At 42.1% G+C, this 25,051-nt stretch carries 23 protein-coding genes; 13 read left to right on the top strand and 10 right to left on the bottom strand.

All coding sequences use genetic code 11. The features are described 5' to 3' along the window. Nucleotides 1–13: 13 nt before the first annotated feature. On the bottom strand, nucleotides 14–2,917 hold the full coding sequence (gene glnE / locus AAEY78_RS03725) for a bifunctional [glutamate--ammonia ligase]-adenylyl-L-tyrosine phosphorylase/[glutamate--ammonia-ligase] adenylyltransferase (RefSeq protein ID WP_352337432.1): 2,904 nt from the start codon (nucleotides 2,915–2,917) through the stop codon (nucleotides 14–16). 349 nt (nucleotides 2,918–3,266) lie between these two features. Here glnE and AAEY78_RS03730 point away from each other — a divergent pair, with 349 nt between their 5' ends. The 5 genes from AAEY78_RS03730 (at nucleotide 3,267) to AAEY78_RS03750 (ending at nucleotide 5,906) form a co-directional block, all read left to right on the top strand. Further along, complete coding sequence (locus AAEY78_RS03730) at nucleotides 3,267–4,304, top strand: NADP-dependent oxidoreductase (protein ID WP_352337434.1); 1,038 nt, start codon at nucleotides 3,267–3,269, stop codon at nucleotides 4,302–4,304. Nucleotides 4,305–4,359: 55 nt separating this feature from the next. Continuing rightward, entirely contained in the window at nucleotides 4,360–4,782 is a 423-nt protein-coding gene (tusD, locus tag AAEY78_RS03735) for a sulfurtransferase complex subunit TusD (protein WP_352337435.1), read from the top strand. A gap of 20 nt (nucleotides 4,783–4,802) precedes the next feature. Then, entirely contained in the window at nucleotides 4,803–5,126 is a 324-nt protein-coding gene (locus tag AAEY78_RS03740) for a hypothetical protein (protein WP_352337437.1), read from the top strand. Between the two features lie 103 nt (nucleotides 5,127–5,229). Further along, on the top strand, nucleotides 5,230–5,559 hold the full coding sequence (locus AAEY78_RS03745) for a hypothetical protein (RefSeq protein WP_352337438.1): 330 nt from the start codon (nucleotides 5,230–5,232) through the stop codon (nucleotides 5,557–5,559). Further along, nucleotides 5,556–5,906, top strand: coding sequence for a TusE/DsrC/DsvC family sulfur relay protein (locus AAEY78_RS03750; protein WP_352337439.1), 351 nt, complete (start codon nucleotides 5,556–5,558; stop codon nucleotides 5,904–5,906). Before AAEY78_RS03745 ends, AAEY78_RS03750 begins: the two co-directional genes overlap by 4 nt. A gap of 64 nt (nucleotides 5,907–5,970) precedes the next feature. On the opposite strand, the gene AAEY78_RS03755 is transcribed toward AAEY78_RS03750, so the two are convergent. Beyond that, a complete protein-coding gene (locus tag AAEY78_RS03755) occupies nucleotides 5,971–6,513 on the bottom strand; it encodes a tRNA (cytidine(34)-2'-O)-methyltransferase (protein ID WP_352337441.1) in 543 nt (180 codons plus the stop codon). Between the two features lie 426 nt (nucleotides 6,514–6,939). Between AAEY78_RS03755 and AAEY78_RS03760 the strand changes: the two genes are divergently transcribed. Next, nucleotides 6,940–7,080: an entericidin A/B family lipoprotein gene (locus AAEY78_RS03760; RefSeq protein ID WP_352337442.1), complete on the top strand. Its 141-nt coding sequence runs from the start codon at nucleotides 6,940–6,942 to the stop codon at nucleotides 7,078–7,080. Nucleotides 7,081–7,177: 97 nt separating this feature from the next. Then, entirely contained in the window at nucleotides 7,178–7,318 is a 141-nt protein-coding gene (locus AAEY78_RS03765; RefSeq protein WP_352337443.1) for an entericidin, read from the top strand. Between the two features lie 80 nt (nucleotides 7,319–7,398). Here the strand turns inward: AAEY78_RS03765 and hemW are convergent, their stop codons facing one another. Next, nucleotides 7,399–8,637 (bottom strand): radical SAM family heme chaperone HemW, encoded by a 1,239-nt coding sequence (gene hemW, locus AAEY78_RS03770; RefSeq protein ID WP_352337714.1) that lies wholly within the window; start codon nucleotides 8,635–8,637, stop codon nucleotides 7,399–7,401. 310 nt (nucleotides 8,638–8,947) lie between these two features. Here hemW and AAEY78_RS03775 point away from each other — a divergent pair, with 310 nt between their 5' ends. The 5 genes from AAEY78_RS03775 to accC all read left to right on the top strand — a co-directional run bounded on the left by AAEY78_RS03775 (nucleotide 8,948) and on the right by accC (nucleotide 14,736). After that, nucleotides 8,948–9,439, top strand: a complete 492-nt coding sequence (locus AAEY78_RS03775) for an EVE domain-containing protein (RefSeq protein ID WP_352337445.1) — start codon at nucleotides 8,948–8,950, stop codon at nucleotides 9,437–9,439. 248 nt (nucleotides 9,440–9,687) lie between these two features. Further along, the gene (locus AAEY78_RS03780; protein WP_352337447.1) at nucleotides 9,688–10,728 is read left to right on the top strand and encodes a hypothetical protein; all 1,041 of its coding nucleotides are present in this window, start codon (nucleotides 9,688–9,690) and stop codon (nucleotides 10,726–10,728) included. 278 nt (nucleotides 10,729–11,006) lie between these two features. After that, nucleotides 11,007–12,398 carry an MATE family efflux transporter gene (locus AAEY78_RS03785; protein ID WP_352337449.1) on the top strand — a complete coding sequence of 464 codons (1,392 nt, stop codon included), beginning with the start codon at nucleotides 11,007–11,009 and terminating at the stop codon, nucleotides 12,396–12,398. Nucleotides 12,399–12,770: 372 nt separating this feature from the next. Continuing rightward, nucleotides 12,771–13,199: an acetyl-CoA carboxylase biotin carboxyl carrier protein gene (accB, locus tag AAEY78_RS03790; protein ID WP_352337450.1), complete on the top strand. Its 429-nt coding sequence runs from the start codon at nucleotides 12,771–12,773 to the stop codon at nucleotides 13,197–13,199. Nucleotides 13,200–13,368: 169 nt separating this feature from the next. Further along, complete coding sequence (gene accC, locus AAEY78_RS03795) at nucleotides 13,369–14,736, top strand: acetyl-CoA carboxylase biotin carboxylase subunit (protein WP_352337451.1); 1,368 nt, start codon at nucleotides 13,369–13,371, stop codon at nucleotides 14,734–14,736. A 157-nt stretch (nucleotides 14,737–14,893) separates the two neighbouring features. On the opposite strand, the gene AAEY78_RS03800 is transcribed toward accC, so the two are convergent. Both AAEY78_RS03800 and leuA read right to left on the bottom strand, forming a co-directional pair. Beyond that, nucleotides 14,894–15,403, bottom strand: coding sequence for a hypothetical protein (locus AAEY78_RS03800; protein ID WP_352337452.1), 510 nt, complete (start codon nucleotides 15,401–15,403; stop codon nucleotides 14,894–14,896). Between the two features lie 260 nt (nucleotides 15,404–15,663). Then, nucleotides 15,664–17,451 (bottom strand): 2-isopropylmalate synthase, encoded by a 1,788-nt coding sequence (gene leuA, locus AAEY78_RS03805; protein WP_352337454.1) that lies wholly within the window; start codon nucleotides 17,449–17,451, stop codon nucleotides 15,664–15,666. Nucleotides 17,452–17,722: 271 nt separating this feature from the next. Between leuA and AAEY78_RS03810 the strand changes: the two genes are divergently transcribed. Further along, nucleotides 17,723–18,211: an Lrp/AsnC family transcriptional regulator gene (locus AAEY78_RS03810; protein ID WP_352337456.1), complete on the top strand. Its 489-nt coding sequence runs from the start codon at nucleotides 17,723–17,725 to the stop codon at nucleotides 18,209–18,211. Between the two features lie 75 nt (nucleotides 18,212–18,286). On the opposite strand, the gene AAEY78_RS03815 is transcribed toward AAEY78_RS03810, so the two are convergent. The 5 genes from AAEY78_RS03815 to AAEY78_RS03835 all read right to left on the bottom strand — a co-directional run bounded on the left by AAEY78_RS03815 (nucleotide 18,287) and on the right by AAEY78_RS03835 (nucleotide 24,617). After that, nucleotides 18,287–19,579, bottom strand: coding sequence for a YbfB/YjiJ family MFS transporter (locus tag AAEY78_RS03815; protein ID WP_352337457.1), 1,293 nt, complete (start codon nucleotides 19,577–19,579; stop codon nucleotides 18,287–18,289). Nucleotides 19,580–19,702: 123 nt separating this feature from the next. Beyond that, nucleotides 19,703–21,046: an ABC1 kinase family protein gene (locus AAEY78_RS03820; protein WP_352337459.1), complete on the bottom strand. Its 1,344-nt coding sequence runs from the start codon at nucleotides 21,044–21,046 to the stop codon at nucleotides 19,703–19,705. A 125-nt stretch (nucleotides 21,047–21,171) separates the two neighbouring features. After that, the gene (locus AAEY78_RS03825; RefSeq protein ID WP_352337461.1) at nucleotides 21,172–21,975 is read right to left on the bottom strand and encodes a HesA/MoeB/ThiF family protein; all 804 of its coding nucleotides are present in this window, start codon (nucleotides 21,973–21,975) and stop codon (nucleotides 21,172–21,174) included. Nucleotides 21,976–21,993: 18 nt separating this feature from the next. Then, nucleotides 21,994–22,911, bottom strand: coding sequence for a peptide chain release factor N(5)-glutamine methyltransferase (prmC, locus tag AAEY78_RS03830; RefSeq protein WP_352337463.1), 918 nt, complete (start codon nucleotides 22,909–22,911; stop codon nucleotides 21,994–21,996). Nucleotides 22,912–22,961: 50 nt separating this feature from the next. After that, nucleotides 22,962–24,617, bottom strand: coding sequence for an AmpG family muropeptide MFS transporter (locus tag AAEY78_RS03835; protein ID WP_352337465.1), 1,656 nt, complete (start codon nucleotides 24,615–24,617; stop codon nucleotides 22,962–22,964). Nucleotides 24,618–25,051: the final 434 nt, after the last annotated feature.

Genomic DNA, 25,051 nt, shown 5'->3' on the forward strand with positions numbered 1-25,051 from the left:
AGTAGCAAAAATTTTAAATTTTACTGTCATCTATATCATCTATAGCAACGCCCATTAAGTGATGCCATTGGGCTTGAACCAGCAGCCGCGTATCATGCCAGTGCGCCTCGTCTACCAAAAGCGACTGCTCAGACAATGCCAGCTGATGGCTTGCTGCCCGAATGCGTAGATAAGCATCGGTCAGATCTTGACATACGGACGCCTCCCAAATTCCAAGTGTGGCGACCTCCTCAAAAATTCGTACGTTATCGCTCCATTTGGTCAGGCTAGAATATTGATGGGAATAAGCGAGCACGGCAAATTGTGCCAAAAACTCAATATCAACAATACCGCCTGCATCTTGTTTGAGATGGAATTTGCCATCTTGCTGCTTGCGTGGGCTACTGCCCAGATGTTTTTGCATTTTTAAGCGCATACTGGTGACTTCAATACGCACTTGTTCAAGGGTACGCGGCAGCGCCAATACCGTTCGGCGGATGGCACAAAAACGCGCCGTTACCCGCTTATCACCACAAATAGCGCGTGCTCGTACCAAGGCTTGATGCTCCCATGACCATGCTTTTTCTAACTGATAGGTTTCAAACGCATGGCAGGAGACAACCATCATGCCCGCGTTACCAGAAGGGCGCAAACGCATATCGACTTCATAAGCACGCCCATCACGTGTTTGAGTATTCAGATAAGTCATAAGTTTTTGTGCCAAACGCGCAGCAAACTTCATACCACTGACCGAAGTTTCGCCAGTGGTCATGCCTTGCTCTTTTATTTTATGCAGAAATACTAAGTCTAAATCAGACGAATACGACAATTCTAAACCGCCTAATTTACCGTAACCAATAATGGCAAAACCACAATCTGCTTCTGTCACAGGGTCGCCATCTTGAGCGATAGGATAGCCGTAACGCTTGACCATCTCAGCAAAAGCACGTTCAAGCGCCGCTTCTAATACAACTGCAGCAATATAGGTCAAAGAATCCGACACTTTCATAATAGGGCGCTCAGCCAATACATCACTGGCTGCCACCGCCAAGACTTGGTTCTTTTTAAACAAACGCAAAACGCTTAGCAATTCTTCTTCATCGTTCGGTTCAACCCGTAGCAACTGCTGCCGTAAAATATCTCGCAGCTCCGGTTTGTCTGGCAAATGGCGGTATCGCTGCTGTAAAAAAGTATCGAGCAATACGGGATAACGTGCCAGCTCATGGGCAATCCAAGGACTGGCGGACAACATAGGAATCAACGCAGCGGTCGCATTTGGGTTTTCGGCAATCATCACCAAATAAATAGAGCGGCGGCAAATGGCTTCTAGCAACGCTATCAGGCGTGGCAATGCGGTATTAACCAGTTGCTCCTGAGCTTGATGGGTGAGCAAGGCGTGCACAATAACCGGATAGACATTATCTAAGCGGACTCTTGCTTCTTTACTGAGGCTTGCGACCATTTTTGATTGCCAAAAAGTTTGCAGTTGTGCGCGGCTTTCAGCACTTAATACTGTATCAAGCTGCGCCATTTGTGTATCAAAATTGCTTGGCTCAAGCGTTACTTTATCTTGCGACGGTATTTTCCGTTCGGTTACCATGCGCTCAAACGGTACATTGACATTTTCTCGATGCTTATTGAGGGTGCTAAGTAATGCTGCCCAATTCTCAAAACCAAGGGTCATTGCCAAATTGTGCTGCCATTTTTCATCGTGTGGTAGGCGCTGGGTTTGTTGGTCATTTATGGCTTGAATAGCATGTTCAAGCCGACGTAAAAATCGATATGCCGCTTGCAGGTGCTCATAAGTGGCTTGGTCAAGATATTCCAGCTTATATAACTCGTACATGGCTTGTAGGCAGGATTTGATTTGCAACTGTGGATGCCGCCCACCATAAATGAGCTGGAAGGCTTGGACGATAAATTCAATATCGCGGATACCGCCAGCGCCAAGCTTAATGTTATCTAAATCCTCGCGCTGTGCTACTTGATTTTGAATCAAAGACTTCATCTCGCGTAATGCAGAAAACGCACTGTAATCGACATAATAACGAAATACAAATGGTTTAATCAGTGCCTGCAATTCATCATAAAACGACGGATTAATCTGTCCAACCACACGCGCTTTTAACCAAGCAAAGCGCTCCCATGCCCGTCCATGATGGCTAAAATACTTTTGCAACGCAGACAAATGAATCGCCAAATCACTACCGTCGCCCCACGGGCGCAGGCGCATATCGACCCGAAACACAAAACCATCGGCAGTACAATTATCAAGCAGCTTAATAATGCCTTGACCTAAGCGCGTCATAAAACGCTTATTGTCAATGCTGCGTGTACCGTTTTCCTTATTTCCATTCGTCTCACCGCGTGCTTGATGAATGAATACCAAATCAATATCACTCGATAAATTCAGCTCATGAGCGCCAAGCTTACCCATCGCCATAATCGCCATATCATCGATATGCTGCACGCCCTTAGCATCGACATAGGTCGGTTGACCATATTGTAATACCAATTGCTGATAGGTATAATTTTTTGCAAATACAATACAGCCATCAGCAAACTCAGACAACTCGTCGGTCAGCTGCTCAAGTTCAATAAGCCCCAGCGCATCTTGCCAAATCCAACGCATCATGAGCAGCATACGCAGGTGACGCAGACCGCTCATCACCTTGGTCTCAACCGCCAATTGATAATTTTCATCAAGCGTATAATCTTGAATCAAATCGTCAATTTGCTGTCGGGTCAATGTCTGCGTTAACGGATAGCTGCGTATAAATGTCCGGCACGACGTCGTGCGTCTCTCCCACACTTGATAGGCAAATTCACTCGCAGTCTGCAAAACTTGTAATTGTTCGGTCGTAGGCTGACAGTTTGTGACGTTGGACGTAGGTGTCGATGTAACGGAGGGTATAGCTGATGACACAACAGATGACATAATGTTAAAACCCCTTGCAGCCTAGATTAACGACATGGTTTAGAGAAAATGACGAATAATATTAGTTATATTTTTTATAAAATAAGAATAGCTAAACTGCTTATAAAGCAGCAAATCAAATGCTATACAGACGGCTCAATACAATGTGCTTTATAGTAGCATGGAATACTTACCTAAAAATGATAGGCGATAAGTGGCAATAATGTAGTGTTATAAACTCAGTCACCATTCAAAAATGTACCAAAAGCCCTATTAAAAGAAAATCTGATTAAAAAACAATACAGTAGAAATATTCATAGTGATATAACTACTTAATAAAAGAACTAATTAATCAAAAAGGTCATTAACAATGAATAAGAATAAAGACCAAAATCAAGAAATCGTACTGGCTAAGCATCCGTCAGGCGCGGTAAAAGCAGATACTTTTAAGTTTAATGATATCGACATGCCTAAATGCCAAGATAATGAAGTGTTAATCAAAAGCCTTTATGTGTCAGTAGACCCCGGTATGCGCGGCTTTATGGATAAAGGGGACGACGATGCCGCCGGAAATAAATTTAAGCTTAACAAGCCGATTACTAGTAGAACCGTCGCACAAGTTATCGACAGTCACAATAAGGATTTTAAAAAAGGTGATATCGTTCACGGTCGCTTTGCGTGGCAAAAATACCAAAGCGTGAGTACAGAGCATATCGAAAAAATAGACCCCAATCTCGCCCCTATTTCTACTGCTGTTAGTATGCTTGGCATACCCGGCTTAGCCGCCTATTTTGGTATGATCAATATTGGGCAACCAAAAAAAGGCGAAACCGTCGTTGTATCAGGCGCTGCCGGTGCGGTAGGTAGTATCGCTGCCCAAATTGCTCGTATTAAAGGGTGCAAAGTAATCGGTATTGCAGGCTCACCGCAAAAAATTGATTATTTAGAGCAGGATTTAGGTCTGGATAAAGGCATTAATTATAAGCAAACTGATGACATGACCGCAGCGATAAAAGCAGCGTGTCCTGATGGCGTTGATGTATTTTTTGATAATGTTGGTGGCGAGCTGTTTGATGCTGTTTTTGCTAATATCAATGAACACGCTCGAATTGCTATCTGTGGTCAAATCGCCGATTACAATGAGGAAAACCCAGCGCAAGGTCCGAGACCGATGCATAGGTTGATCAAAAAAAGTGCGCGTATGGAAGGGTTTGTGGCTTATGATTTTATGGAAGAATTTGATGATGCCAAAAAACAAATTAGTGAATGGTACAACGATGGTAAAATAATCTATAAAGAAAACCTTATTAAGGGTTTTGACAATATTCCTACTGCCTTTATTGGTTTGTTTTCAGGCGAAAACATTGGTAAACAAATGGTTAAGGTTGCAGATGTTGAAGAATTTTAAGTTTATAATGACCGAGCGTTGCTAATTATAGCCAATAACTTGTGATACCCCAATTATGACCATACCTGATACTCCGCTTTTACTGATTACTGCCGACCCCAGTCATCCACTTGCACATTTAGCGCTACGTTATGCCAAATCGGTTCTGGAACAAACGACAATAAGCACAGATACCGAACATAACAAACCGGCGTTAAACGTCTTTTTTTATGCCGATGCTGCCCATACTGCGAACCGTTTGCGCTGGCAATCTGCGGAGCAAGCCAACCTTACCCAAGAATGGCAAGTATTGGCTGAACGCTATCAGCTGCCGCTTGCTATTTGTGTGAGCACTGCTCTTAGTCGCGGTGTGAGCGATGATGATAATAGTACACGGCATCAGTTACAGGGCGATAATCTCGCGCAAGGGTTTCATCTTGTCGGCTTAAGTGAGCTGGCGATGATGATGCAAGGCAATTGCCGACTGATATCGTTTTAAGACTGCTTAAGGATTAACCAATGAAATTACTGCTTCAGTTACGCACCCCTACTGAGATGGCAAGCTACGAAGGCTGCGCCCTTGCCTTAACTTTAGCGACCTTTGGACATCAAGTACAGCTTTATTTGGACGCGCCTGTCTTTGGATTGTTGATGCAGCCCAAATCGCGTTTGCATGGCATGATACAGTCGCTTGAGCTCTACGACATGCCCGCCGCGTGGTTGCCTGATGATGTGTTTAGCGGTTGGATAACAGCAATGCTCCCCAATGATTTGGCTGTGCAATTAACCTTTGTACCTGAAGTTATCGATAGCCAAGATTTTGACCAGATTTTGACCTTTTAGTAAATTTATCATTTTAAGGTTTTATCGCTCTTAATTTTATCGCTTCTAAATAACATCATTTTTTGACGAAAATAACGAACCTCTGTAACGGACATCATTATTTATGGCAACTTTATATCAATTACATAGTCCAATGGATACGCTTAGACGTGCCACTGCTGAGATGGCAAGGACGTGGCGCGCCGGCGATAGTATTGTTTTATTGGGCACCACCGTCGCTTTTATTGACTGGTTCAATGCTTATATTAATGAGACCGATATCCAAGATATCGCTGGCATGTATGCCCTTGCTGCCGATGTGGCGCAGCTAACTGATAAGACGACCGCTCAATTGAAACTTGATAGTAAATTACGTGCATTATTATCGGATAGCGATTGGGTACAACTGACCCAAGACAGTCAGTTTGATAAAGTGGTCACTATCGCCTTATGACCATTACTCCTATCAAACCTAATGATATAACGCTTAACGTCGAATTGGATCAAGATGGACACCTTTGTGATTATACTCTTTGGACGCCCGTGCTTGCCCAAAACCTTGCAGATACCCTTGATGTTTGTTTAAATCGTGAACATTTAGAGATTTTGCACCAAGTTCGCGCATTTTTCACTAAATTTAATCACGCGCCAGCCACGCGCCCATTGATTAAATGGCTACAACAATGCTTGCCTGGGCATGATATCAGCAATCAAAAATTGCAGCAGCTATTTAACACAGGATTGGTGGCTCGTCATGTTAATCGTCTGGCAGGCTTACCCAAACCACCAAACTGTTTATAACGTTTTACACAGTTTGGTTTATCTTTTAGGTATTAATGCCGTTAGGTTAATTTATTTAAAAGAATTACTTTGGGTCATATACCGTTAATGTTTCATAACCAATACTGCGACCCTCATCTCCTCCAAAACCCTGCTGTCGCCACACTTCATATAGGCAGATTGCCACACTATTCGACAGATTTAGGCTGCGCGAATCTGGCAACATCGGCAAGCGTAGCCAGTTATCAGCACCGATATCATCACGAATATCATCCGCTAATCCTGCCGTTTCTGAACCAAAGACCAAAGCTACGCTAGGCATATTGCCATCGATTTGTCGGGTAAAATCATACTCATACAAAGGCTGGCTTAATTTCGTAGTTAATGCCACGATAGTTTGGCATTCTGCCGCCAACAACGCCTTTTTTGCTGCTGCCCAATCGTCATGTACTTGCAAATGCGCATATTCATGATAATCAAGTCCTGCACGGCGCAGCTTTTTATCATCAAGCTCAAACCCCAAAGGTTGTACTAAATGCAGTTGTGCGCCACTATTGGCACACAGACGAATAATATTACCGGTATTACTGGGCATTTTTGGCGCTACCAATACAATATGAATGCTCATGTTATTTCCGTAAAATAGATAGATAAGGGTATTTAGGATGCCAATGCAAGAGCATATTCTTTACTATTAATAATAATTCTTATAAAACCATAAATAACACCCTAATTAGCAGTTTATGTCATTGAATTTATAAGAAAAATTACTGTACTACATAACTACTATGTAAAACCTCATATAACAATAGGTAATCAAAAGTTACAGTTTGCTGTCAATAGTTACACTTTACTACTGGGCATATATTTTAACTTTCACTATGATATCTGCAAAGGGGAACTTGATAATGATAGGTCTACTAGTATTTTAGTAATACTATCTATCACCATTTCATTACAAGAATTGTCCTCTATATTGTCAGTGATGGCTAAGTATCTACTTTTCGTCATTGTCTTTAACCGTAAGTATTTCTTTATTTTTGAGGGCACTATTATGAAAAAAGTAATTATCGCATCTTTAGCAGCAATGGTTGTATTGACTGGTTGTAACACTTTTAAAGGTCTTGGCAAAGATGTATCAAGTGCTGGTAATGCGGTAACTGGTACTGCACAAGAAGTACAAAACAAAATCTAATAATTAGATTTAAGATATAAAAGGCTTACCAAATGGTAGGCCTTTTTTTATACTTTGTATAAACTATCGTAATTTTATTCCTTTTGAGAACACCACTATGAAAAAAGTAATTATCGCATCTTTGACCGCTATGTTTGTACTAACTGGCTGCAACACGTTCGCAGGTCTAGGCCAAGACTTATCAATCGCTGGTAATGCCATAAGTAGTTCTGCTCAGGAAGTTCAAGGAAACATTTGAGTTTTTATTAGCTGTTTCCTTGAAGAGGCTGACCCAACGGTAGGCCTTTTTTATTACTGTTTATGATGATTTTTTATACGTCATAAAAATACTCGTAATATCTGATTAAGATAGCGCTTTCCTAGTTCGGTAGGCTGTAGGATGTCTTTACTATCTGTCAGCAAACCTTTATTAATTAATCCGGTTATTTCAGTGGCAATACTGTCGTACGTCAGCCCAGTTCTGGCTGCAAATAATGGCCAGTCGACCCCGCCATGTAAACGTAAGGCATTTAGCATAAACTCACTAACCAGCTCATCATGGGCAATGGCTTGCCAGCCGACCATTTTAGGTGCACTTACGACGCCATCAGCCTGAACAACATAATCTTTTGGCAGTCTTGACTTACTAAAACGATAAATACCCGATTCAGCCAGTAATCCATTATGCTCCGTATTGTTTAATTCAGTACCGCTCAATTCAATATCGTTTAAAGCTTTATGAGCAATAGTCACTTTACCGTGCGCGCCAGCACCAATCGCTAGATAATCACCAAATTGCCAGTAGTTCACATTATGGCTGCAAGGCATATCAGATGCACCTGCCCAAGCAGATACTTCATAATTGTCATAGCCTAAACGTTGTAATAACGCCTGCCCTGCCTGTTCGATATCTGCCAAACTGTCTTCATCAGGTAAAATAGGCTGACTGCGATAAAACACGGTATTAGGCTCAATGGTCAATTGATACCAAGAAATATGAGTCGCGCCCGCATCATGTGCTAATTGAATATCATGCATCGCTTCAGGTAACGTCTGCTGCGGTAACCCATGCATCAAGTCGACATTGACCCGCTCAAACCCAGCCGCACGCGCTGCTTTAATAGCCGTCACTGCTTGCTCCGGATTATGAATACGCCCAAGTGTCACAAGCTTATCAGCAGCAAAACTTTGAACACCAATGGACAGGCGGTTAATTCCTACTTCTAAATACTCAGCAAATGGCGCATGCTCAAGGGTGCCCGGATTGGCTTCCATCGTAATTTCTATATCACCTGCAAAATCAAAGATAATGCGTAATTGGGTAAACAAGCGCTGATACTGAGCAATCGGCAACAAAGACGGCGTACCGCCACCGATAAATATTGAGCCAATCTTGCGCCCTTGGGTCAATGGCTGCTGCATACGCGCATCTAACAATAGCGAGTCTACATACTCCTCATACATGGCGTATGGCATATCCTCAGGCTGTTCATGCGAGTTAAAGTCGCAATACGGACATTTTTTGACGCACCACGGAATATGGATATATAACGCCAGTGGAATGCTCAATATATTCATATTATCCCCAATAAAATCGTTTTCTATATGAGCAGAATGCGACGAATTGTGGCGCAGCAATTGGCTTTGTACAAGCATTTCAGGTTCAGTCATAAAGCAACTTATTCATCAGTTATGATACTGTTAGCAACAGCAAAAATTTAGCGCTAGGATAACGTCTAAGCGGATTAAAAAAAAGGCTAAATTTAAGAAAGGCAGTTCAATAACAAAACCAGTAACAAACGCTCATGTTAACCTCGTGCCATTATCGGCAAAATAGCTCTCATTAACGCGATACCATTATAATAAATTTTAGCGAAGGATACAGAAAATGGCATATTGGCTAATAAAATCCAATCCGAATTGTTTTTCAATAACAGACCTACAGCGTTTAGGCACCGAGATGTGGGATGGCGTGCGCAATTATCGCGCCCGTAACTTTATGCGCGATGATATGAAAGTTGGCGATACTGCCTTTTTTTATCACTCTAGCGCAAAGCCTTCAGGTGTTGCAGGCATAGTTACCATCGCCACAGCTGGCTACCCTGACCCCACCCAGTTCCATCCTGAGCATCGTCATTACGACCCAAAGGCAACGGAAGATACGCCACGCTGGTATATGGTTGACGTAAGATTTGAGCGAGCGTTTGATGATATCCTGCCACTATCAACGCTTAAATTTCTACCAGCGCTTGAGGATTCATTGTTACTCAGGAAGGGCTGTGAGCAACTGACAATCCTACCGCTTGAGCTTAAGCATTGGTACGCAATTATGGATTTAGTGGCGTTATCTGAACAAGCAGATGATGATGTAGATAATTAAATATAGTGCAACATTATAAAAAGTTCGTTATCACTTCGCAGCACTTCATATGTTTTCTATCATCAGTTTTTTTAACCTATTTTCTTTGAATAACGTGCCAAATGGTTTTCCTAGCTTTATTTTCCTAACCTTACTGCCGTAAATTTGCTATATTCACCTCCATTGATCCAAACATTTAACTCACGGCTATTACACTTCTAGCTCATCTGTAAAGCGCGCTAACTATTTTTCAATTTCAGGACATATTTATGAGCACACCCAAACTGCTATTATCAGTATTGACAGTCAGCCTGCTTAGCCTTGGTCTTAGCGCGTGCGGTAGCGATGGTGACAAGGTTAAAGAAGAGTATGACCGTATTGAAGACCAAGTCAAAGATGAATATGACCGCATCGAAGATAAAGTAAAAGTTCAGTATAAAAAGGTTGAAAGCAAACTCAGTAATGATGAAAAAAGTATGGCTGAGATTTTAAAGTCTATCTTTTTACCAGAAGAGTCTCTGGATAAATTTTTGGATAAATTAACCCCAGAGGGCGGGCGTGGCGGCTTATACGCGGGTCACTTTATTGAACTTAATGACGGCGATAATAATGATATCGATATCGGTGCCGTATACTTTGATATCAGTGAAGCCGGGGCTGGCAGTGTCGATGGTCGTATCAGCTATCAGCAGCAAGCCTGTCAAGAAAACCGTACTCTTGATGTCAATACTGGCATCAAAGTAGACAACTACATTGCTGGCAAAGTCACGGGTAGTCTCGATACGCTAAAGTTTTTGGATATTAAGTATGTCAATGACTTAAATCTTGAAACCCCTAATCTGTTGACCACCTTTGCAGGTAGTTTTAAACATAAGGAGCTGGGCGCACCTTGGATGGGCAGCTTTGAATATCAAGATTATTTAGGCGGTAAAAAGCTTTCTAGCGGTGATGCCAGCTGTCCTGTGAACTATACTTTGAGTGATCGTGCTAACTTTATCACCTACCCTCTTGATTACAAGCTTGGCGATATGGCAATAGCTGTCAGTGGTATCGGTAGCCAAAAAACCATTACTTGGAAAAATCCTACCAATACTCAGCGGGTTTTGGTGAGTCAAATTAACGTCAATAAAGCCGGTTCAGGTGCCAACGGTTATGAGCAGAATGTGGTGTTGAGTAATTATGAAACCCAATTTGCACCGGTCATTCCAGCCAATCCCACCAATTACGCTATCGTTGTGCAAGCTTTTGATGCAAATAATACATTGATTGGGTATCAGGCGCTGGTACTGGATTTACCGGAAGCGCTATAGAGGGCTTAAATTTAGCAACATAAGATTAACAGGTATAAAGTTAAGCTGTCTGAACCGCCATATCTTTTTAACCATACCATGTATTTTTGTCAGTTAGATATTGCACCATAGCCGTTGACATCAAGCTTGTGATTCTTTACCATCTCATTTGCTGATAACCCGTCCATTCCTTGCTTGAATGGACGGGTTATTTTTATTTTAGCGTTCAAATTTTGTCTTATTAATGACGCTTTCGTGCATTAATACTAACCACCGTGAATAATGAAAAGTTGCTAACCATGGTTTCCCCGATATCATTTACAGATTTTAAGAGTTACAGCTTGCGCTTAGGTGTGCTTGCTTTACCCATTTTGATTACTCAGTTTTGTCAAGCTGCTTTGGGGGTTGTCGATGCCATTATGGCTGGACGGGTATCCGCTCTCGATTTGGCGGCAGTCGCAGTTGGTGCCGGTATTTGGCTCCCGCTTTTTTTATTAGCCACCGGAATTTTGATTGCCACCACCCCATTAATTGGTGAGGCTATCGGCCAAAATAATTATGCGCGTGTGCCTCATATCACTCAGCAGTCACTATGGACAGCATCCGTAATTGGCGTTCTTGGATTTATTATTGTCAATCTAGCGCCTAACGTGCTTGGTATGATGGGCGTTCCAGCCGATATCCAACCGATTGCCACCCAATATTTACATGGGGTGTCTTTTGGTTTCCCTGCGCTTGCCATATATGCCGTATTACGCAGTTATTGTGAGGCATTAGGGCGACCTGAGCCAGTGACGGTGATTAGTGTGATTGGACTCTTAGCTGATATTCCGCTGAACTATATTTTTATTCACGGTTTGTTTGGAATGCCTGAGATGGGCGGCGCAGGGTGCGGTGTCGCAACAGCGATCGTATTATGGATTAACGTGATTTTGCTTGCTGCTTATACCGCTTTTACCAAGCGACAACAGTTTGCCAGCACGCGATTTTTTTATAATTTTGCGGCACCAAATCGCACTCAAATCAAAAAGCTATTGAAACTTGGGCTTCCCATTGGTATCTCTATCTTCTTTGAAGCCAGCTTATTTAGTTTAGGCGCTTTGGTTATCAGCCCATTAGGAGCACTGGCTACTGCCTCGCATCAGGTTGCATTATCAGTGACCTCTCAGCTATTTATGATTCCCATCTCAGTGGCGATGGCGTTGACCATCATGGTATCAAACCGTTTTGGTGAAAAAAACCTCACAGCCGTGCGTCATGTACAAGCGACAGGACTGATTTGGACAGTTATTATTGCCTTTATTTCCATGCTAGGTATTTGGCTCTTTAGACCCCAATTGGCGGCTGCTTTTACGGATAATATAGAGGTTCGTGCCCAAGCCATGCACTTATTGATTTTTGCGCTTATCTACCAATTATTTGATGGCTGGCAGGTGAATGTCGCTGGGATTTTGCGCGGTATGCAAGATACGACCGTGCCAATGTGGGTAACGCTATTTTGTTATTGGATCGTTGCTTTGCCCTTAGGCATCTACTTAGTGCGCTTTACTGAAGTTGGGGCGCAAGGTTTTTGGATGGCATTAATTGCCGGATTATTCTTATCTTCAATCTTGCTTACTTTACGCTTATATTATCAGCAAAAACGTCTCCATATACATTGGACGGCTGAAGCAGCAGAAGTTAGCAATTAGTAGTTAAGGACAGCGTCATAAAAAGCCGTTTGAACCAGCGATAACGATTATCAAAACCGTTGCATATAATTATGTAGCGGTTTTTTATTGCCATTTTTATCGTAGCATCTAGTAACCAATACTGGCGACCTTGAGCGACATAGACTATATTAATAATACTTAGGAAATCATAAAATATAAAACAAGTCTTACTAACGCTCGCTTTAACGTTAAAAATATGTAAAAATCCCAGTTAACAACTGTACATTGATTGCTCATTGCCACGAATATAGGTATCATTAGCAGTTAATCAAACAATATTTTGTTACACTATTTAGCCCTTAACTCCTATTACATTTCTCTTAAATCCTATCAAAAGGTGTCATAAAAATTATGGATATTGAAAAAATACGCACGCTTGTCGCTCTTATGGAAGAAAACGAACTGGTCAACCTAGAAGTCAGTTCAGATGATGAGCACATCAGTCTTACCCGTCATTATGCTGCGCCTGCCCCAACCATGATGGCGGCGCCAGCAATGGGTGCCGCTCCTGCTGCCCCAGCCGCCAAAGCTGCTGTAAAGGCCGGTAGTGTTGAGACCTCGCCGATGGTAGGCGTGTTTTATTCAGCTCCTACTCCTAATGATCCGCCGTTCGTTAAGGTCGGACAAAAAGTACAAGCGGGTGACACAATAGGTATTATTGAAGCCATGAAAATCATGAATCCGCTTGAAGCCACGCAAAGTGGTGTCATCGATGAAATCTTAGTGGATAACTCTGAAGTGGTACAGTTTGGCCAACCAGTAGTGCGCTATAAAGCCTAACGGTAATTGCCTACTTTAATGGTTATGCTCGCTTTTTATAAATGCTGCTGTATCCGCAACGATGATTCGGTTAATAAGGATAACTCTTTAGTCGAATAACAATCGTGTACGACAGCCTCTCAGTCATAAAAAGTGAGTCAGTGACTGCTGCTTTGATAAGGATGACCCCATGATTAAAAAACTGCTCATAGCCAATCGAGGCGAGATTGCGTTACGCATCGTCCGTGCTTGTAAAGCGCTTGGTATCGAAACCGTTGGCGTCTACTCGACCGCTGATGAAAATTTAATGCATTTGCGCTTTGTTGATGAAGCGATTTGTATTGGCAAGCCCAATGCCAACCAAAGCTATCTAGATATTAATACCATCTTAACCGCTGCTGAAATATCAGGCGCTGATGCGATTCATCCCGGTTATGGTTTCTTAGCAGAAAGTGCTGAATTTGCGGAGCGCGTTGAAGAAGCAGGGTTAACCTTTGTCGGTCCTAATGCTGAACATATCCGTCTGATGGGCAACAAAGTATCAGCCATTAACGCCATGAAAAAAGCAGGTGTGCCAACCGTACCCGGTTCAGTGGGCGCAGTCACTATGCACAATGCTGAAGAGCAAGCGCGTAATATTGGCTTCCCGCTTTTGATTAAAGCCGCATCGGGCGGTGGTGGTCGCGGTATGCGCGTGGTTGAGCGTTTTGATGAGCTAGTCGGTCAGGTACAAGCGGCAAAGCAAGAAGCTGAGCTATGGTTTGGTGACGATACGGTCTATATGGAGCGTTATTTACAAAACCCACGCCATGTCGAGATTCAAGTATTGGGCGACGGTAATGGTAATGCCATTCATTTATATGATCGTGACTGCTCGCTACAGCGCCGCCATCAAAAGGTACTAGAAGAAGCGCCTGCGCCTGATATTCCTGATGATGTACGCCAGCCTATCTTGGATGCTTGTGTTAAAGCATGTGAGCTGGTTAAGTATCGCGGTGCAGGTACGTTTGAATTCTTGTTTGAAAATAATCAATTTTTCTTTATTGAGATGAATACCCGCGTGCAGGTTGAGCATCCCGTTACTGAGATGATTACCGGTATTGACGTGGTTGTTGAGCAATTAAAGATCGCGGCAGGTTATGGCTTATCTTACCGTCAAAGCGAGATCGAAGTGCAAGGCAACGCTATCGAATGCCGTATTAATGCAGAAGATGCGAAGACCTTTATGCCTTCTCCCGGTAAGGTCACGCAATTATTTGCCCCAAGTGGCACAGGCGTGCGTTTTGACTCGCATCTTTACCCAGGCTATGTGATTCCAAGCTATTACGATTCACTAATCGGTAAGCTTATCTGTCATGGGCAAACACGCCAGCAAGCGATTGCTAAAACATTGCATGCCCTTGATGAGTTAATTATTGAAGGGGTTAAAACCAATATTCCTCTTCATCGTGATGTGATTTTGGCTGATAAAAATTTCACCACTGAAGCACAAAATATTCATTATCTTGAAAGAGAGCTGTTAGCCGGAAATAAAGAAAAAGCTGAAACAGCGCTATAGTGTATGTGTATTAAATGAAGCACCCGTTAAATACAAAAAAGCCGCTAACTTATAAGACAGCGGCTTTTTTATATTTAGCATTTGATGGCTTAAATAACTACTCTAATAAGCCATATCATTTAATACTCAATAGTTAGGTTACTAACCATATTAAAAATTATGGGCGTACACGGTGAAAGGTCATAAAGCATTCTTTGCCTTCGCTATCTGCGCACCACTGCATCTCATTATCTTTATGTTTTAAAAAGGCAATGAGAGACTCATCCGTTTGATCAACTTTATTGCCGGAACAATCTGCTTCATTATTGTCATATATAGTCTTTATGGCGATAACTGGTAATCCTTCATCACGGTATGTCACAAGATAACGACCATAAGTCCACTCTTTACCACTCACAGCCCACATCTCATTATCAGCAGCAAAATTATATAACTCGCGGCACTGAGCAGAGCCTTTGTTATTCGCTGCTATCGGTTGCTTTACGGTCGTAGACTCTATCGCTGCGGCATTTTTATTATTTAGGTCAGCCAAATCAAGCTCCCATTGACCAGCAATAGCAGGACTAATATGAGTGGTAATCACAGATTGACCCACCTTTTCCCCTGCTGTAGGTAATGAAGATAAGATAGATGCTAACGTAAATGAAGCCAGTGCAAGCGATGCCATAATAAACCTTTTTTTAAAAACTAATAATAGATTATCCAGCCATTAGCGTAAGACTTAGATACCAAAAATACAAGTAACATTATGCTATCTTAAGAACAGCAGATTCCTTTAATCTCTATTGGCTAGTTTACAAATAAGATAGAACATAAATACTCTATAATCATGAGCTGTAAAAAAACGCCATGACTTGAGCTTATGCAGCAGTCATGGCGTTTTTTATAATCTAAATTATATCCTTAGCGTATTGTTATGACGTTAAATTATGCCGATATAGCCGTTGGGGCTTGGGCAAACGCAGATAACGCACCTTTTAACATGGCGGATACGGTGCTGCTACACGTGCCTATACCTGAGTAAACTTCACCATCTACATTTAACTGAATATAGGCAGCAGCATTGGCATTAGTTTTATTGTCGCTGTTATTGTCATCATCAATACCAGTGCCATTATTATTGTGTTGAGGATTAATCGCGTGTTCTGCATAGTTAATCACATGCAATGACTTACCAGTATGCTTGGCTAAGCCGTCAATAAATGAGGACAATGGACCATTACCAGTACCGTCAATGATAATTGTGTCGCCATTCATTTGAACCTGACCATTAAAGTAAACCTCACCGCCTTTATTATTGACGCTATAATCTAGCAATTCGAAATCACCTTGCTGTAAATAGGTATTTTCAAAGGCTTGTAAAATCTCGTCAGTTTGTAGTTCGCGAGCAGTGGTTTCTGCCTGATGCTGTACCACGCGGCTAAAGTCAATTTGCATCCAGCGCGGTAAATTAAAGCCATAGTTACGCTGCAAGATATAAGCCACGCCACCTTTACCAGATTGGCTATTGATGCGCACCACGTCTTGATAACTGCGCCCAATATGTGCTGGATCAATCGGTAAATAAGCAACGTCCCAAATATTGGCGGTTTGCTCATTATGTTGCTCATTATAGTCAAAACATTTTTTGATAGCGTCTTGATGCGAGCCGCTAAAGGCAGTAAAGACCAATTCACCCACATAAGGATGACGCGGGTGTAGCGGCAAGTTGTTGCATTCACTCACTACCTGCACAATTTCGCTCATATTGCTAAAATCAAGCTCAGGGTCAATACCTTGGCTAAATAAGTTCATCGCCATGACCATGATGTCCATATTGCCTGTACGTTCGCCATTACCCAACAGCGTCCCTTCAATACGATCGGCGCCTGCCAATACACCAAGCTCAGCAGCAGCAACCGCACAGCCACGGTCATTATGCGTATGCAAACTTATGGTCACATGTTCGCGCTTGGCAAGGTTGCGGCAGAAATACTCAACCTGATCGGCAAACACATTGGGCATTGACGCTTCAACGGTTGCAGGCAAGTTTAAAATAACTTCTTGACCGTTTTCAGGCTGCCAAATATCACAGACGGCATCACACACTTCTACCGCATATTCTGTCTCAGTTTGGCTAAAGCTCTCTGGCGAATACTGGAATACCCATTCAGTTTCTGGATATTTAGCAGCATATTCCACCAACAACTTAGCACCAGTAATAGCAATGTCTTTAATCTCAGCTTTGTTTTTAGCATATACCTTGTCACGCTGTACTTGGCTAGTTGAGTTATAGACGTGAACGATGGCACGTTTGGCACCAACCAAAGACTCAAAAGTCCGCGCTATCAAATGCTCGCGAGCTTGTACCAATACTTGCAAAGTAACATCTGCTGGTACATGATTTTCTTCAATCAATTTGCGCGCAAAATCAAACTCAACTTGCGCTGCTGATGGAAAACCAATTTCAATCTCTTTAAACCCAACACCGACTAACGTTTCAAAAAAACGCATTTTTTGGTCAATAGTCATCGGGTCAATCAATGCCTGATTGCCATCACGTAGATCCACACTTGCCCAAATCGGTGACTTTTCAAGGGTCTTACTTGGCCACGTGCGGTCTGTCAATAACGGCGCAAATGCAAAAGGACGGTACTTTTTGTAATCAAAAGCACTGTGCTTTGGCGTCACTGTTGATGGCTTTGCGGCTGTCTTGCGTGTGGCATGGTCAGACATAATCAATCCTTGGATAATAGATAAAGAAGATATATAGAAATAGGAAAAAACGAAATTTATAGTTTTGGCTGCTTAATAACTAGCATGCTTTAATAACTAACAGGTAAACTAATCTGCATTTATCATACGAGATAACTAGTGGTTATGCCATTATAATAACAAAATAAGGGCAATAGAAACCTGCTTTATTATGCCAATATTATTTATATTTTAGTGATAAACACCCATTTAATCGCTATAATTAGTTTTATTCACTATTATTTTAAATTATATGGTCAATACTAATTCTCATACCTCATTAGCAACCGATATCGATGACACGGATAAACGTATCTTGCAGTTATTACAGACCGATGCGCGCATGAGTATTACCGAGCTTGCTGAGCACGTTAATTTGTCCGCAACGCCGTGCGCGCGTAGAATCAAGCGTCTAGAAGATACGGGCATTATTACTGGCTACCAGACCCAAACCGATGCGCACAAGCTTGGTTATCCCTTATCGGTTTGGATTGCCATTAGTATGGATCGCCATACAGCGGAGCGTTTTGAGATTTTTGAGCGTAAAATACAAAGCTTTAATGAGGTCATCAGTTGCAGCATTGTCACTGGTCGCAGTGAAGATTATTTAATAAAGGTGCGCGTGCGTGATATGGCGCATTATGAAGAGTTTTTATTACACAGGCTAAATCGTATCGAAGGTGTTGCGCAAGTTCATACCAGCTTTGAGCTGCGCGAAGTTTTTAACCGCAGTATAGTTTAGCGATATATGAGTTGAACGTATATCATCTGATATCACACGCTTAAATTAATTATAAAACACGATTTTTTTCATTTTTCAATGAGTAATTTTTGTTTGCCGATAAAAGCAGAATAACAATATTAAGCTAAAAAACAGTCCAATTCCAGCAACCTGTAAACCCGCATTAAAATTATTGCTTTGTCCCGCTAAAGCAACTGTAACCAAAGGTCCAACAAACTGCCCAACACTATAAGCTAAGGTGGCAAGCCCCATCAATAAATTGGAATAAATAGGATTGATATTTTTAATAATGACCAAGGTCATGGATACAATACCAGCAAAAGTTAGCCCTAAAATCACAGCATTGCCATATAACCCTGACGCGCCATCTAACCATAATGGCAACAACATACCCAAAGACTGTAATAACGTTAAGCCCATTAAGGTTTTAATCTCACCAATACGTTTGGCAAGCGCGCCCCAAATAGGATTCGATAGCATGGCAAAAATACCGACAATTAACCATATCAGCAATCCTGAATGATTTTGCCCAGTAGCATTGTGTTCCGTTAACCGCTGAACTGCCATTACTGGTAAAAAAGTTGCAGAGGTAATATAACCAAAACCTGCCAGCAGATAGCTTGCTGATAATAAAGCAATGGCGGTCGTATGACCAATTACGGCGTCATAAATAGCCCGTTTAAACTCAATATAGATTTGATAAACAGAGTTATTTTTGACCTTATGACTATTTTTATTGTTATCAGAAAGGTTTGATTTATCTACTATTGTCGGTTTGGACGGACGAATAGCAAACAGCAGCGCCACGACGGGTAAACTGATGATAGCGGCAATACGCCATATTAAGTCAAAATGAAAACCCCACGCTAATAGTACCCAACTTAAAATAGCGGACGCACTAATTCCAGCTCCAATACCCGCATAATGGATAGAGGATAGCATAGAGCGGCGCTCATCGGTAAAACGCTGAATCACCAGCGACGAACTTAAAATCATCGCCACCCCACTTGCCACTCCTGCCAGTAAGCGAATTCCATACCACATATTTAATGATAGTTGCGGCACACTAAGCAGCAATGTGGTCACGATACTAATGCTTACCCATAGCATCAACATCTGCCATGTCAATCGATGCGGCACAAATATCGCAATGAGCGCGCCAAAAAAGTAACCAATATAATTAACAGAAGCAAGCCAGCCCGCTATCGGTGTTGATAATGACAGCTGACTCATAATATCAGGCAGGGTGGCGGTGAATAAAAAGCGACCAAATCCCATCACCACTGCCATACAATATAACCCAATAAAAGCGGTTGCTGTCTGATTGGTAATGGTGAATCTACTATGGCTTGCAGAAGGGGTCATCATGACAATGTTACATCGCTATATTAGGGACGATAGCGCACAATCCCTTGTACGCAAAATAATTTTAGGAAAAAATTAGAATAATATCGCTCATAAAGGTTTATAAAAAAGGCGCATATAAAACAGTTATTTACCAAGCATTGCCACATCTGATGGTGAGCTGTCTTGCCCAAGTATCTGTACCCGTTGATCACTAAACATATCCATATCAGGTGCCAGCGTACGCATAAAGCGATCAAAATATAAAAGCTGCTTGGTTAATAAAGCAAAATCGCGTGGAAAATGAATCCCATGACGCTTACCAACATCGACAATCTCGAGCATCATTTTATTTAGCTCATCCGCCTGCTCTTTGGTATTAAAAGGTATGCCGCTGGTAAAGACTTTATCTTCAGCCATTATTGACTGCATCATCCGCTGCAAATCTTGCGCTAACGCTGGCACATCGATATCACGCCCATGCGTCATTTCCATATCAACCATATGCTGCGCCATGGCTTGGTAATTATTATCTTGCAATGATTGCATCATGCCCATACAAGCGCGCCAACTTTCAGCTTTTAGCTTACCCACAATACCGAAGTCCAAAAACCCAATGCGCCCATCGGTTAGCAGCATAAGGTTACCCGCATGCAGATCGGCATGGAAGCTATTGCATAACATCAAGCTGGCAAACCAAGTGTTTAACGTATCCGCCATTACTTGCGCTGGATCATCACAATATTGACGCATGGCGGTTTCATCAATCATCGATACCCCATGCAATCGACTCATCGTCAGCACGCGCTTCGTTGTCAGTTCATCGTAAACGGTCGGCGCAACCACACGCGTGTTACCTGATACCGATAAAAACTGTTGAAAATCACGAATGTTATGTGCCTCAGCAATAAAGTCGGTTTCAGCCAACATACGCAAACGAATTTCATCAATAATTGGGGCAATACTGGCAAATTTCATAGAAGGCATTGCCAGCTCTAGCAGCTTAGTTGCCGCATGCAATACGCCCAAATCCGTCTGCATGATGGTTTCTACATCTGGCTTTTGTACTTTTAAAACCACCTCGTCGCCATTGTGCAACCGTGCCGCATGAACTTGAGCAATAGACGCCGACGCTAATGGTTTTTTATCAATATAAGCAAAGCTATTCGCCAGTGTGCGCCCGTCAACTGCCAGCTCATCGGTCAGTACTTGCTCAATATAATCGTATGACAATGGTGTTGTCTGATCCAAACAGCCTTGGAACGCCTCAACATATTCACGCGGAAATAAAGACGGTGTGCTGGCAACAAACTGCCCAATTTTGATATAAGTCGTACCCAATTGCTCAAAGGTATCTTTTAACATGGTCGCATCAGGTTTTTCACCTTTCGCCACCCGTAACGCTGATAGACCAGCAACACTAGCCGTCTGTCGAACGCGGTTCATAACATTGAAAGTATGCTTTAATAAATGAGGGCGATGAGTTTTCATAAAGGACAACTATATAGAGGGAGAGAATAAGTAGATAAATGGAATGCAAGTTAATGGATAATAATTTGAATAATTATGTATTGATTAATAGCACATTCAATAAACAGCCATCCATTAATCAAATGCTAATGATTACTACAGACAGGACATAGCTTATCTGGTCGATAGCTCATCACGCGCTGCTGCATCAGCTTACCATCCCATAATAATAATTTATTAGCCAGTGGATTGCGATTCAAGCCTAAATATTGCAAAGCCGCATTGGCTTGTAAGCTGCCCATAATAGCCGTTGTACTAGCCAGCACCCCAGAATTGGCACAGGTGCGCTCATCAGTAACCGCACCAATATCATGGTCGCCAAACACACAATAATAACAGCCACTATTTAAGTGTGGTTCAAACAGCGCCAACTGCCCTTGCATAGCAATCGCAGACGCAGATAATAGCGGAATCTGATAGCGAACACTAATACGATTGATGATATCACGCGTCGCAAAATTATCCGTGCAATCTAATAACAAATCTGGCTTGCCGGAAGCCATATCGAGCAACTCATAAGCATTGTCTTCGCTAAGACGAGCAACCGTGCCACGCGCTTCAATCAACGGATTGACTTCCTGGAGCATCGCTGCTGCGATTAAGGCTTTAGGCTGACCAATATCAGTAGGTAAAAATAACGTTTGTCGCTGCAAATTACTGGCTTCAATCACATCATCATCAATCAGATGCACCTGTCCAACACCGGCGCGTACCAGCGTTTCAGACGCCGGACAACCAAGACCGCCTGCACCAATCATCACAATACGCGCAGACTTTAACCGTAACTGTGCCTCAATATCCCAACCATTGAGCAATACTTGACGGGCATAACGAAGTAACTCGTCATCTGTTAATTCTGTTGATAAATGGGCATCAATATTAGGGCGCATGCTTTATCACACTTATGATTAAGAGTCGATTGTAGCCAAACATCCAAGCGTCACACGCTCGTTACCGCCGTAGTCTGGCACCGTTTTTATTGCCTTAAAGTTATTATTTAAAAACAGCTGACGCACTGCAAAGCCTTGATCAAAACCATGCTCAATTGCTAATAACCCGCCTGCACGCAAATATAGTGCTGCTTGCTGAACAATATGTTCGATATCAGCCAAACCATAATTAGGGGCACTTAAAGCGCTAATAGGCTCTGCTTGCAAATGTTGTAAATGCTCATCATTTTCATCAATATAAGGCGGATTGGAGACAATAACATCGAACAACTCATCCTCATGAATCGGCAATGCTTGATACCAACTGCTGTGCACGAATTTAACATCAACCTCATTATTAGCTGCATTAGACTGAGCAATTTTTAGCGCCTCTAACGATAAGTCAACAGCAACGACTTGCCAGCTCGCGTGTTTTAATTCATGAGCCAAACTAATGGCAATACAACCTGAGCCTGTACCTAAGTCTAACAAACGCTTAGGTGCCGTATTATTGGATGCCGTAGTATTTAATATGGCGTCATTCGGCTGACTGACTATCCAATCAAGCACCTGTTCAACCAGCACCTCGGTATCAGGTCTCGGAATTAACGTGTGCTCATTGACTTTAAAATCAAGGGACCAAAACGCTTGTGTGCCGGTCAAATACGCCAAGGGCATGCCATGTTGCATTTGCGTGATGCCCGCGGTAAATTGCTCTTGCTCCGCTGCCGACAACAAATAGTCAGGATCAGTCATTAAAAACAGTGCTGACTTATTAATGACATATAGTAGCCAATCCGTTATCCAAAACGCTGGAATAGCCGAATTTTCTGCTATCGCTTTAGCCTGCTGCTTAATGTTTTGTACCGTCATTTGTGCTGCATTATTTGCTGTCATAATGACTCATTATTATTGTCAGTTTGCGCATATCTGTAACCATGCGTACTTTATTCTGATGCGCGTGGTGGCTCATTAGTATTGGTCAAGCTTGGATTAACTTTAGTTAATTTATCACCGCCACTATTATTATCGTCACCGTTTTTATCATCATAAATATCATCGTTATCACCAATGACGATATGTTTATCCACCAAATAAATAAGCACCAAAATAGGAATACCAATTAGAAAGGTAAAGGTGAAAAAGAATGGATAGCTCATGTTATCGACAATGGTACCTGAATAGCCACCCAAAACTTTAGGCAATAAGGTCATTAATGATGAGAAAATCGCATATTGTACGGCAGTAAAACGAATCGAGGTCAGCGCTGATAAGAAAGCAATAAATACGGCACTGGCAAGACCGGCTGCTAAATTATCAAAAATAACTGCCAAATACATATATTGCAAGCTACCAGGATGATAGGTTAGCAAGACAAATAACATATTACTGACTGCCGCTAATATTGCCCCAATCATCATCGCTTGCATCATGCGTATTTTTTGCGCCAAGATACCGCCTAAGAATCCGCCACCAATGACCATAATGACGCCGACCAGCTTCACTGCTGTAGCGATATCTGTTTTGCTAAAACCCATGTCTTGATAGAAAACGTTCGACATGACGCCAGCGACAATATCAGAGATTCGGTAGAGACCAATGAGAGCCAATAGCAACAGCGCCTTTTTACCATAGCGGCGGAAGAAATCGACAATAGGCTCAATCCAGGTGATATAGGCCATTTTTTTATTGACCAGACCAGCCATTACCAATAGATATCCAACCACTAGCGCTATCGCCAAACTAGACAGCATACGCACGACTTCAAATAAAAACTCGATAGCGACACTGTCACTTTCAGGTAATATCTGTCCAGCATAGATAAACGTCATAACGAACGCAGATACCGCCAACACAAATACAAATACTAATCTGACATAATCAGTCGATTTCTGCTCAATCCGAACTTGCTTACTAATGGGCTCATGAATAACTAAGGTCGTCACGACACCGACGCCCATAACAGCTGCCATAATCCAATACGTATTGCGCCATGCTTCATAACTATATAAGGCTTCTGTAGAACCAAAATAATCGGCTAAATACAGTGCGCCTGCTCCCGCGAAAATCATCCCTAAGCGATAACCAGCGGTGTACATCGCTGATAATACCGATTGCAGGCTCGGCGGTGCAAGCTCAATGCGATAGGCATCAATAACGATATCCTGCGTTGCTGATGAAAATCCGAGCAACACCGCGCCTATAGCCATATATGTCAACATATCATCATTAATAGGGTTGACGCTCGCCATGATACAAATAGCACCAATAATCAACAACTGCGAAACCAGCATCCATGCGCGCCTACGTCCCAACCATTTGGTTAATAGTGGCAGTGGTACTGCATCGATAAGTGGCGCCCAAATAAACTTAAACGAATAACCCAGTGCCGCCCAACTAAATGTCGTCACTACGCCACGCTCTATGCCCGCCTCGCGTAGCCATAACGATAGACTTGAAAAAATAAGCAGAATAGGAATACCGGCGGCAAAACCCAAAAACAGCATGATAATCGCACGCCGGTCAAGATAGGCTTTTGCCGCCTCGCCCCATGATTTTTTGGCGACTGGAGGATTGGGTGGTACAGATTGGACAGCAGACATAATAACTCACCAAAACTTAAAACAAAAAGAACACCACAGTGCGCTATTTCTTAGCAAATACTCATACCTAATATTTTTAGAATAAGGATACTGCTTGGTATAAATAGACCTAAAAAACTGCCTAGCCCTGTAAAAAGAAAACTGTACATACTATAAAATTGCATAATGGTACTGCAGAACGCTTATCTTGACTAGACATTCTGCTGATATTTTTACATAAGCCGCCATACCGCAGCTTCTAACAATTCTATTTTCTATCTATAGCGTAACTCTATATTTCTTAAGCTTGCCTAATTGTTAGAAAATTTAGTGACGATTGATAATCATGGTTAAATTTCATCTTAAAAATACTGCGCTTTATTCAAAAATATGAAGCGGATAAGATTAATTTAGACCCTATTTATTATTCCAAAATGATATAATTAGATTACTAT

It is taken from the genome of Psychrobacter sp. 16-MNA-CIBAN-0192, from assembly GCF_040309565.1.
In the GTDB taxonomy this organism is placed as follows: domain Bacteria; phylum Pseudomonadota; class Gammaproteobacteria; order Pseudomonadales; family Moraxellaceae; genus Psychrobacter.

Excerpts from the sequence above, each read along its gene's own strand:
- glnE (WP_352337432.1), bottom strand. The coding sequence starts at position 2,917 with ATGTCATCTGTTGTGTCATCAGCTATACCCTCCGTTACATCGACACCT.
- AAEY78_RS03730 (WP_352337434.1), top strand. The coding sequence starts at position 3,267 with ATGAATAAGAATAAAGACCAAAATCAAGAAATCGTACTGGCTAAGCAT.
- tusD (WP_352337435.1), top strand. The coding sequence starts at position 4,360 with ATGACCATACCTGATACTCCGCTTTTACTGATTACTGCCGACCCCAGT.
- AAEY78_RS03740 (WP_352337437.1), top strand. The coding sequence starts at position 4,803 with ATGAAATTACTGCTTCAGTTACGCACCCCTACTGAGATGGCAAGCTAC.
- AAEY78_RS03745 (WP_352337438.1), top strand. The coding sequence starts at position 5,230 with ATGGCAACTTTATATCAATTACATAGTCCAATGGATACGCTTAGACGT.
- AAEY78_RS03750 (WP_352337439.1), top strand. The coding sequence starts at position 5,556 with ATGACCATTACTCCTATCAAACCTAATGATATAACGCTTAACGTCGAA.
- AAEY78_RS03755 (WP_352337441.1), bottom strand. The coding sequence starts at position 6,513 with ATGAGCATTCATATTGTATTGGTAGCGCCAAAAATGCCCAGTAATACC.
- AAEY78_RS03760 (WP_352337442.1), top strand. The coding sequence starts at position 6,940 with ATGAAAAAAGTAATTATCGCATCTTTAGCAGCAATGGTTGTATTGACT.
- AAEY78_RS03765 (WP_352337443.1), top strand. The coding sequence starts at position 7,178 with ATGAAAAAAGTAATTATCGCATCTTTGACCGCTATGTTTGTACTAACT.
- hemW (WP_352337714.1), bottom strand. The coding sequence starts at position 8,637 with ATGAATATATTGAGCATTCCACTGGCGTTATATATCCATATTCCGTGG.
- AAEY78_RS03775 (WP_352337445.1), top strand. The coding sequence starts at position 8,948 with ATGGCATATTGGCTAATAAAATCCAATCCGAATTGTTTTTCAATAACA.
- AAEY78_RS03780 (WP_352337447.1), top strand. The coding sequence starts at position 9,688 with ATGAGCACACCCAAACTGCTATTATCAGTATTGACAGTCAGCCTGCTT.
- AAEY78_RS03785 (WP_352337449.1), top strand. The coding sequence starts at position 11,007 with ATGGTTTCCCCGATATCATTTACAGATTTTAAGAGTTACAGCTTGCGC.
- accB (WP_352337450.1), top strand. The coding sequence starts at position 12,771 with ATGGATATTGAAAAAATACGCACGCTTGTCGCTCTTATGGAAGAAAAC.
- accC (WP_352337451.1), top strand. The coding sequence starts at position 13,369 with ATGATTAAAAAACTGCTCATAGCCAATCGAGGCGAGATTGCGTTACGC.
- AAEY78_RS03800 (WP_352337452.1), bottom strand. The coding sequence starts at position 15,403 with ATGGCATCGCTTGCACTGGCTTCATTTACGTTAGCATCTATCTTATCT.
- leuA (WP_352337454.1), bottom strand. The coding sequence starts at position 17,451 with ATGTCTGACCATGCCACACGCAAGACAGCCGCAAAGCCATCAACAGTG.
- AAEY78_RS03810 (WP_352337456.1), top strand. The coding sequence starts at position 17,723 with ATGGTCAATACTAATTCTCATACCTCATTAGCAACCGATATCGATGAC.
- AAEY78_RS03815 (WP_352337457.1), bottom strand. The coding sequence starts at position 19,579 with ATGATGACCCCTTCTGCAAGCCATAGTAGATTCACCATTACCAATCAG.
- AAEY78_RS03820 (WP_352337459.1), bottom strand. The coding sequence starts at position 21,046 with ATGAAAACTCATCGCCCTCATTTATTAAAGCATACTTTCAATGTTATG.
- AAEY78_RS03825 (WP_352337461.1), bottom strand. The coding sequence starts at position 21,975 with ATGCGCCCTAATATTGATGCCCATTTATCAACAGAATTAACAGATGAC.
- prmC (WP_352337463.1), bottom strand. The coding sequence starts at position 22,911 with ATGACAGCAAATAATGCAGCACAAATGACGGTACAAAACATTAAGCAG.
- AAEY78_RS03835 (WP_352337465.1), bottom strand. The coding sequence starts at position 24,617 with ATGTCTGCTGTCCAATCTGTACCACCCAATCCTCCAGTCGCCAAAAAA.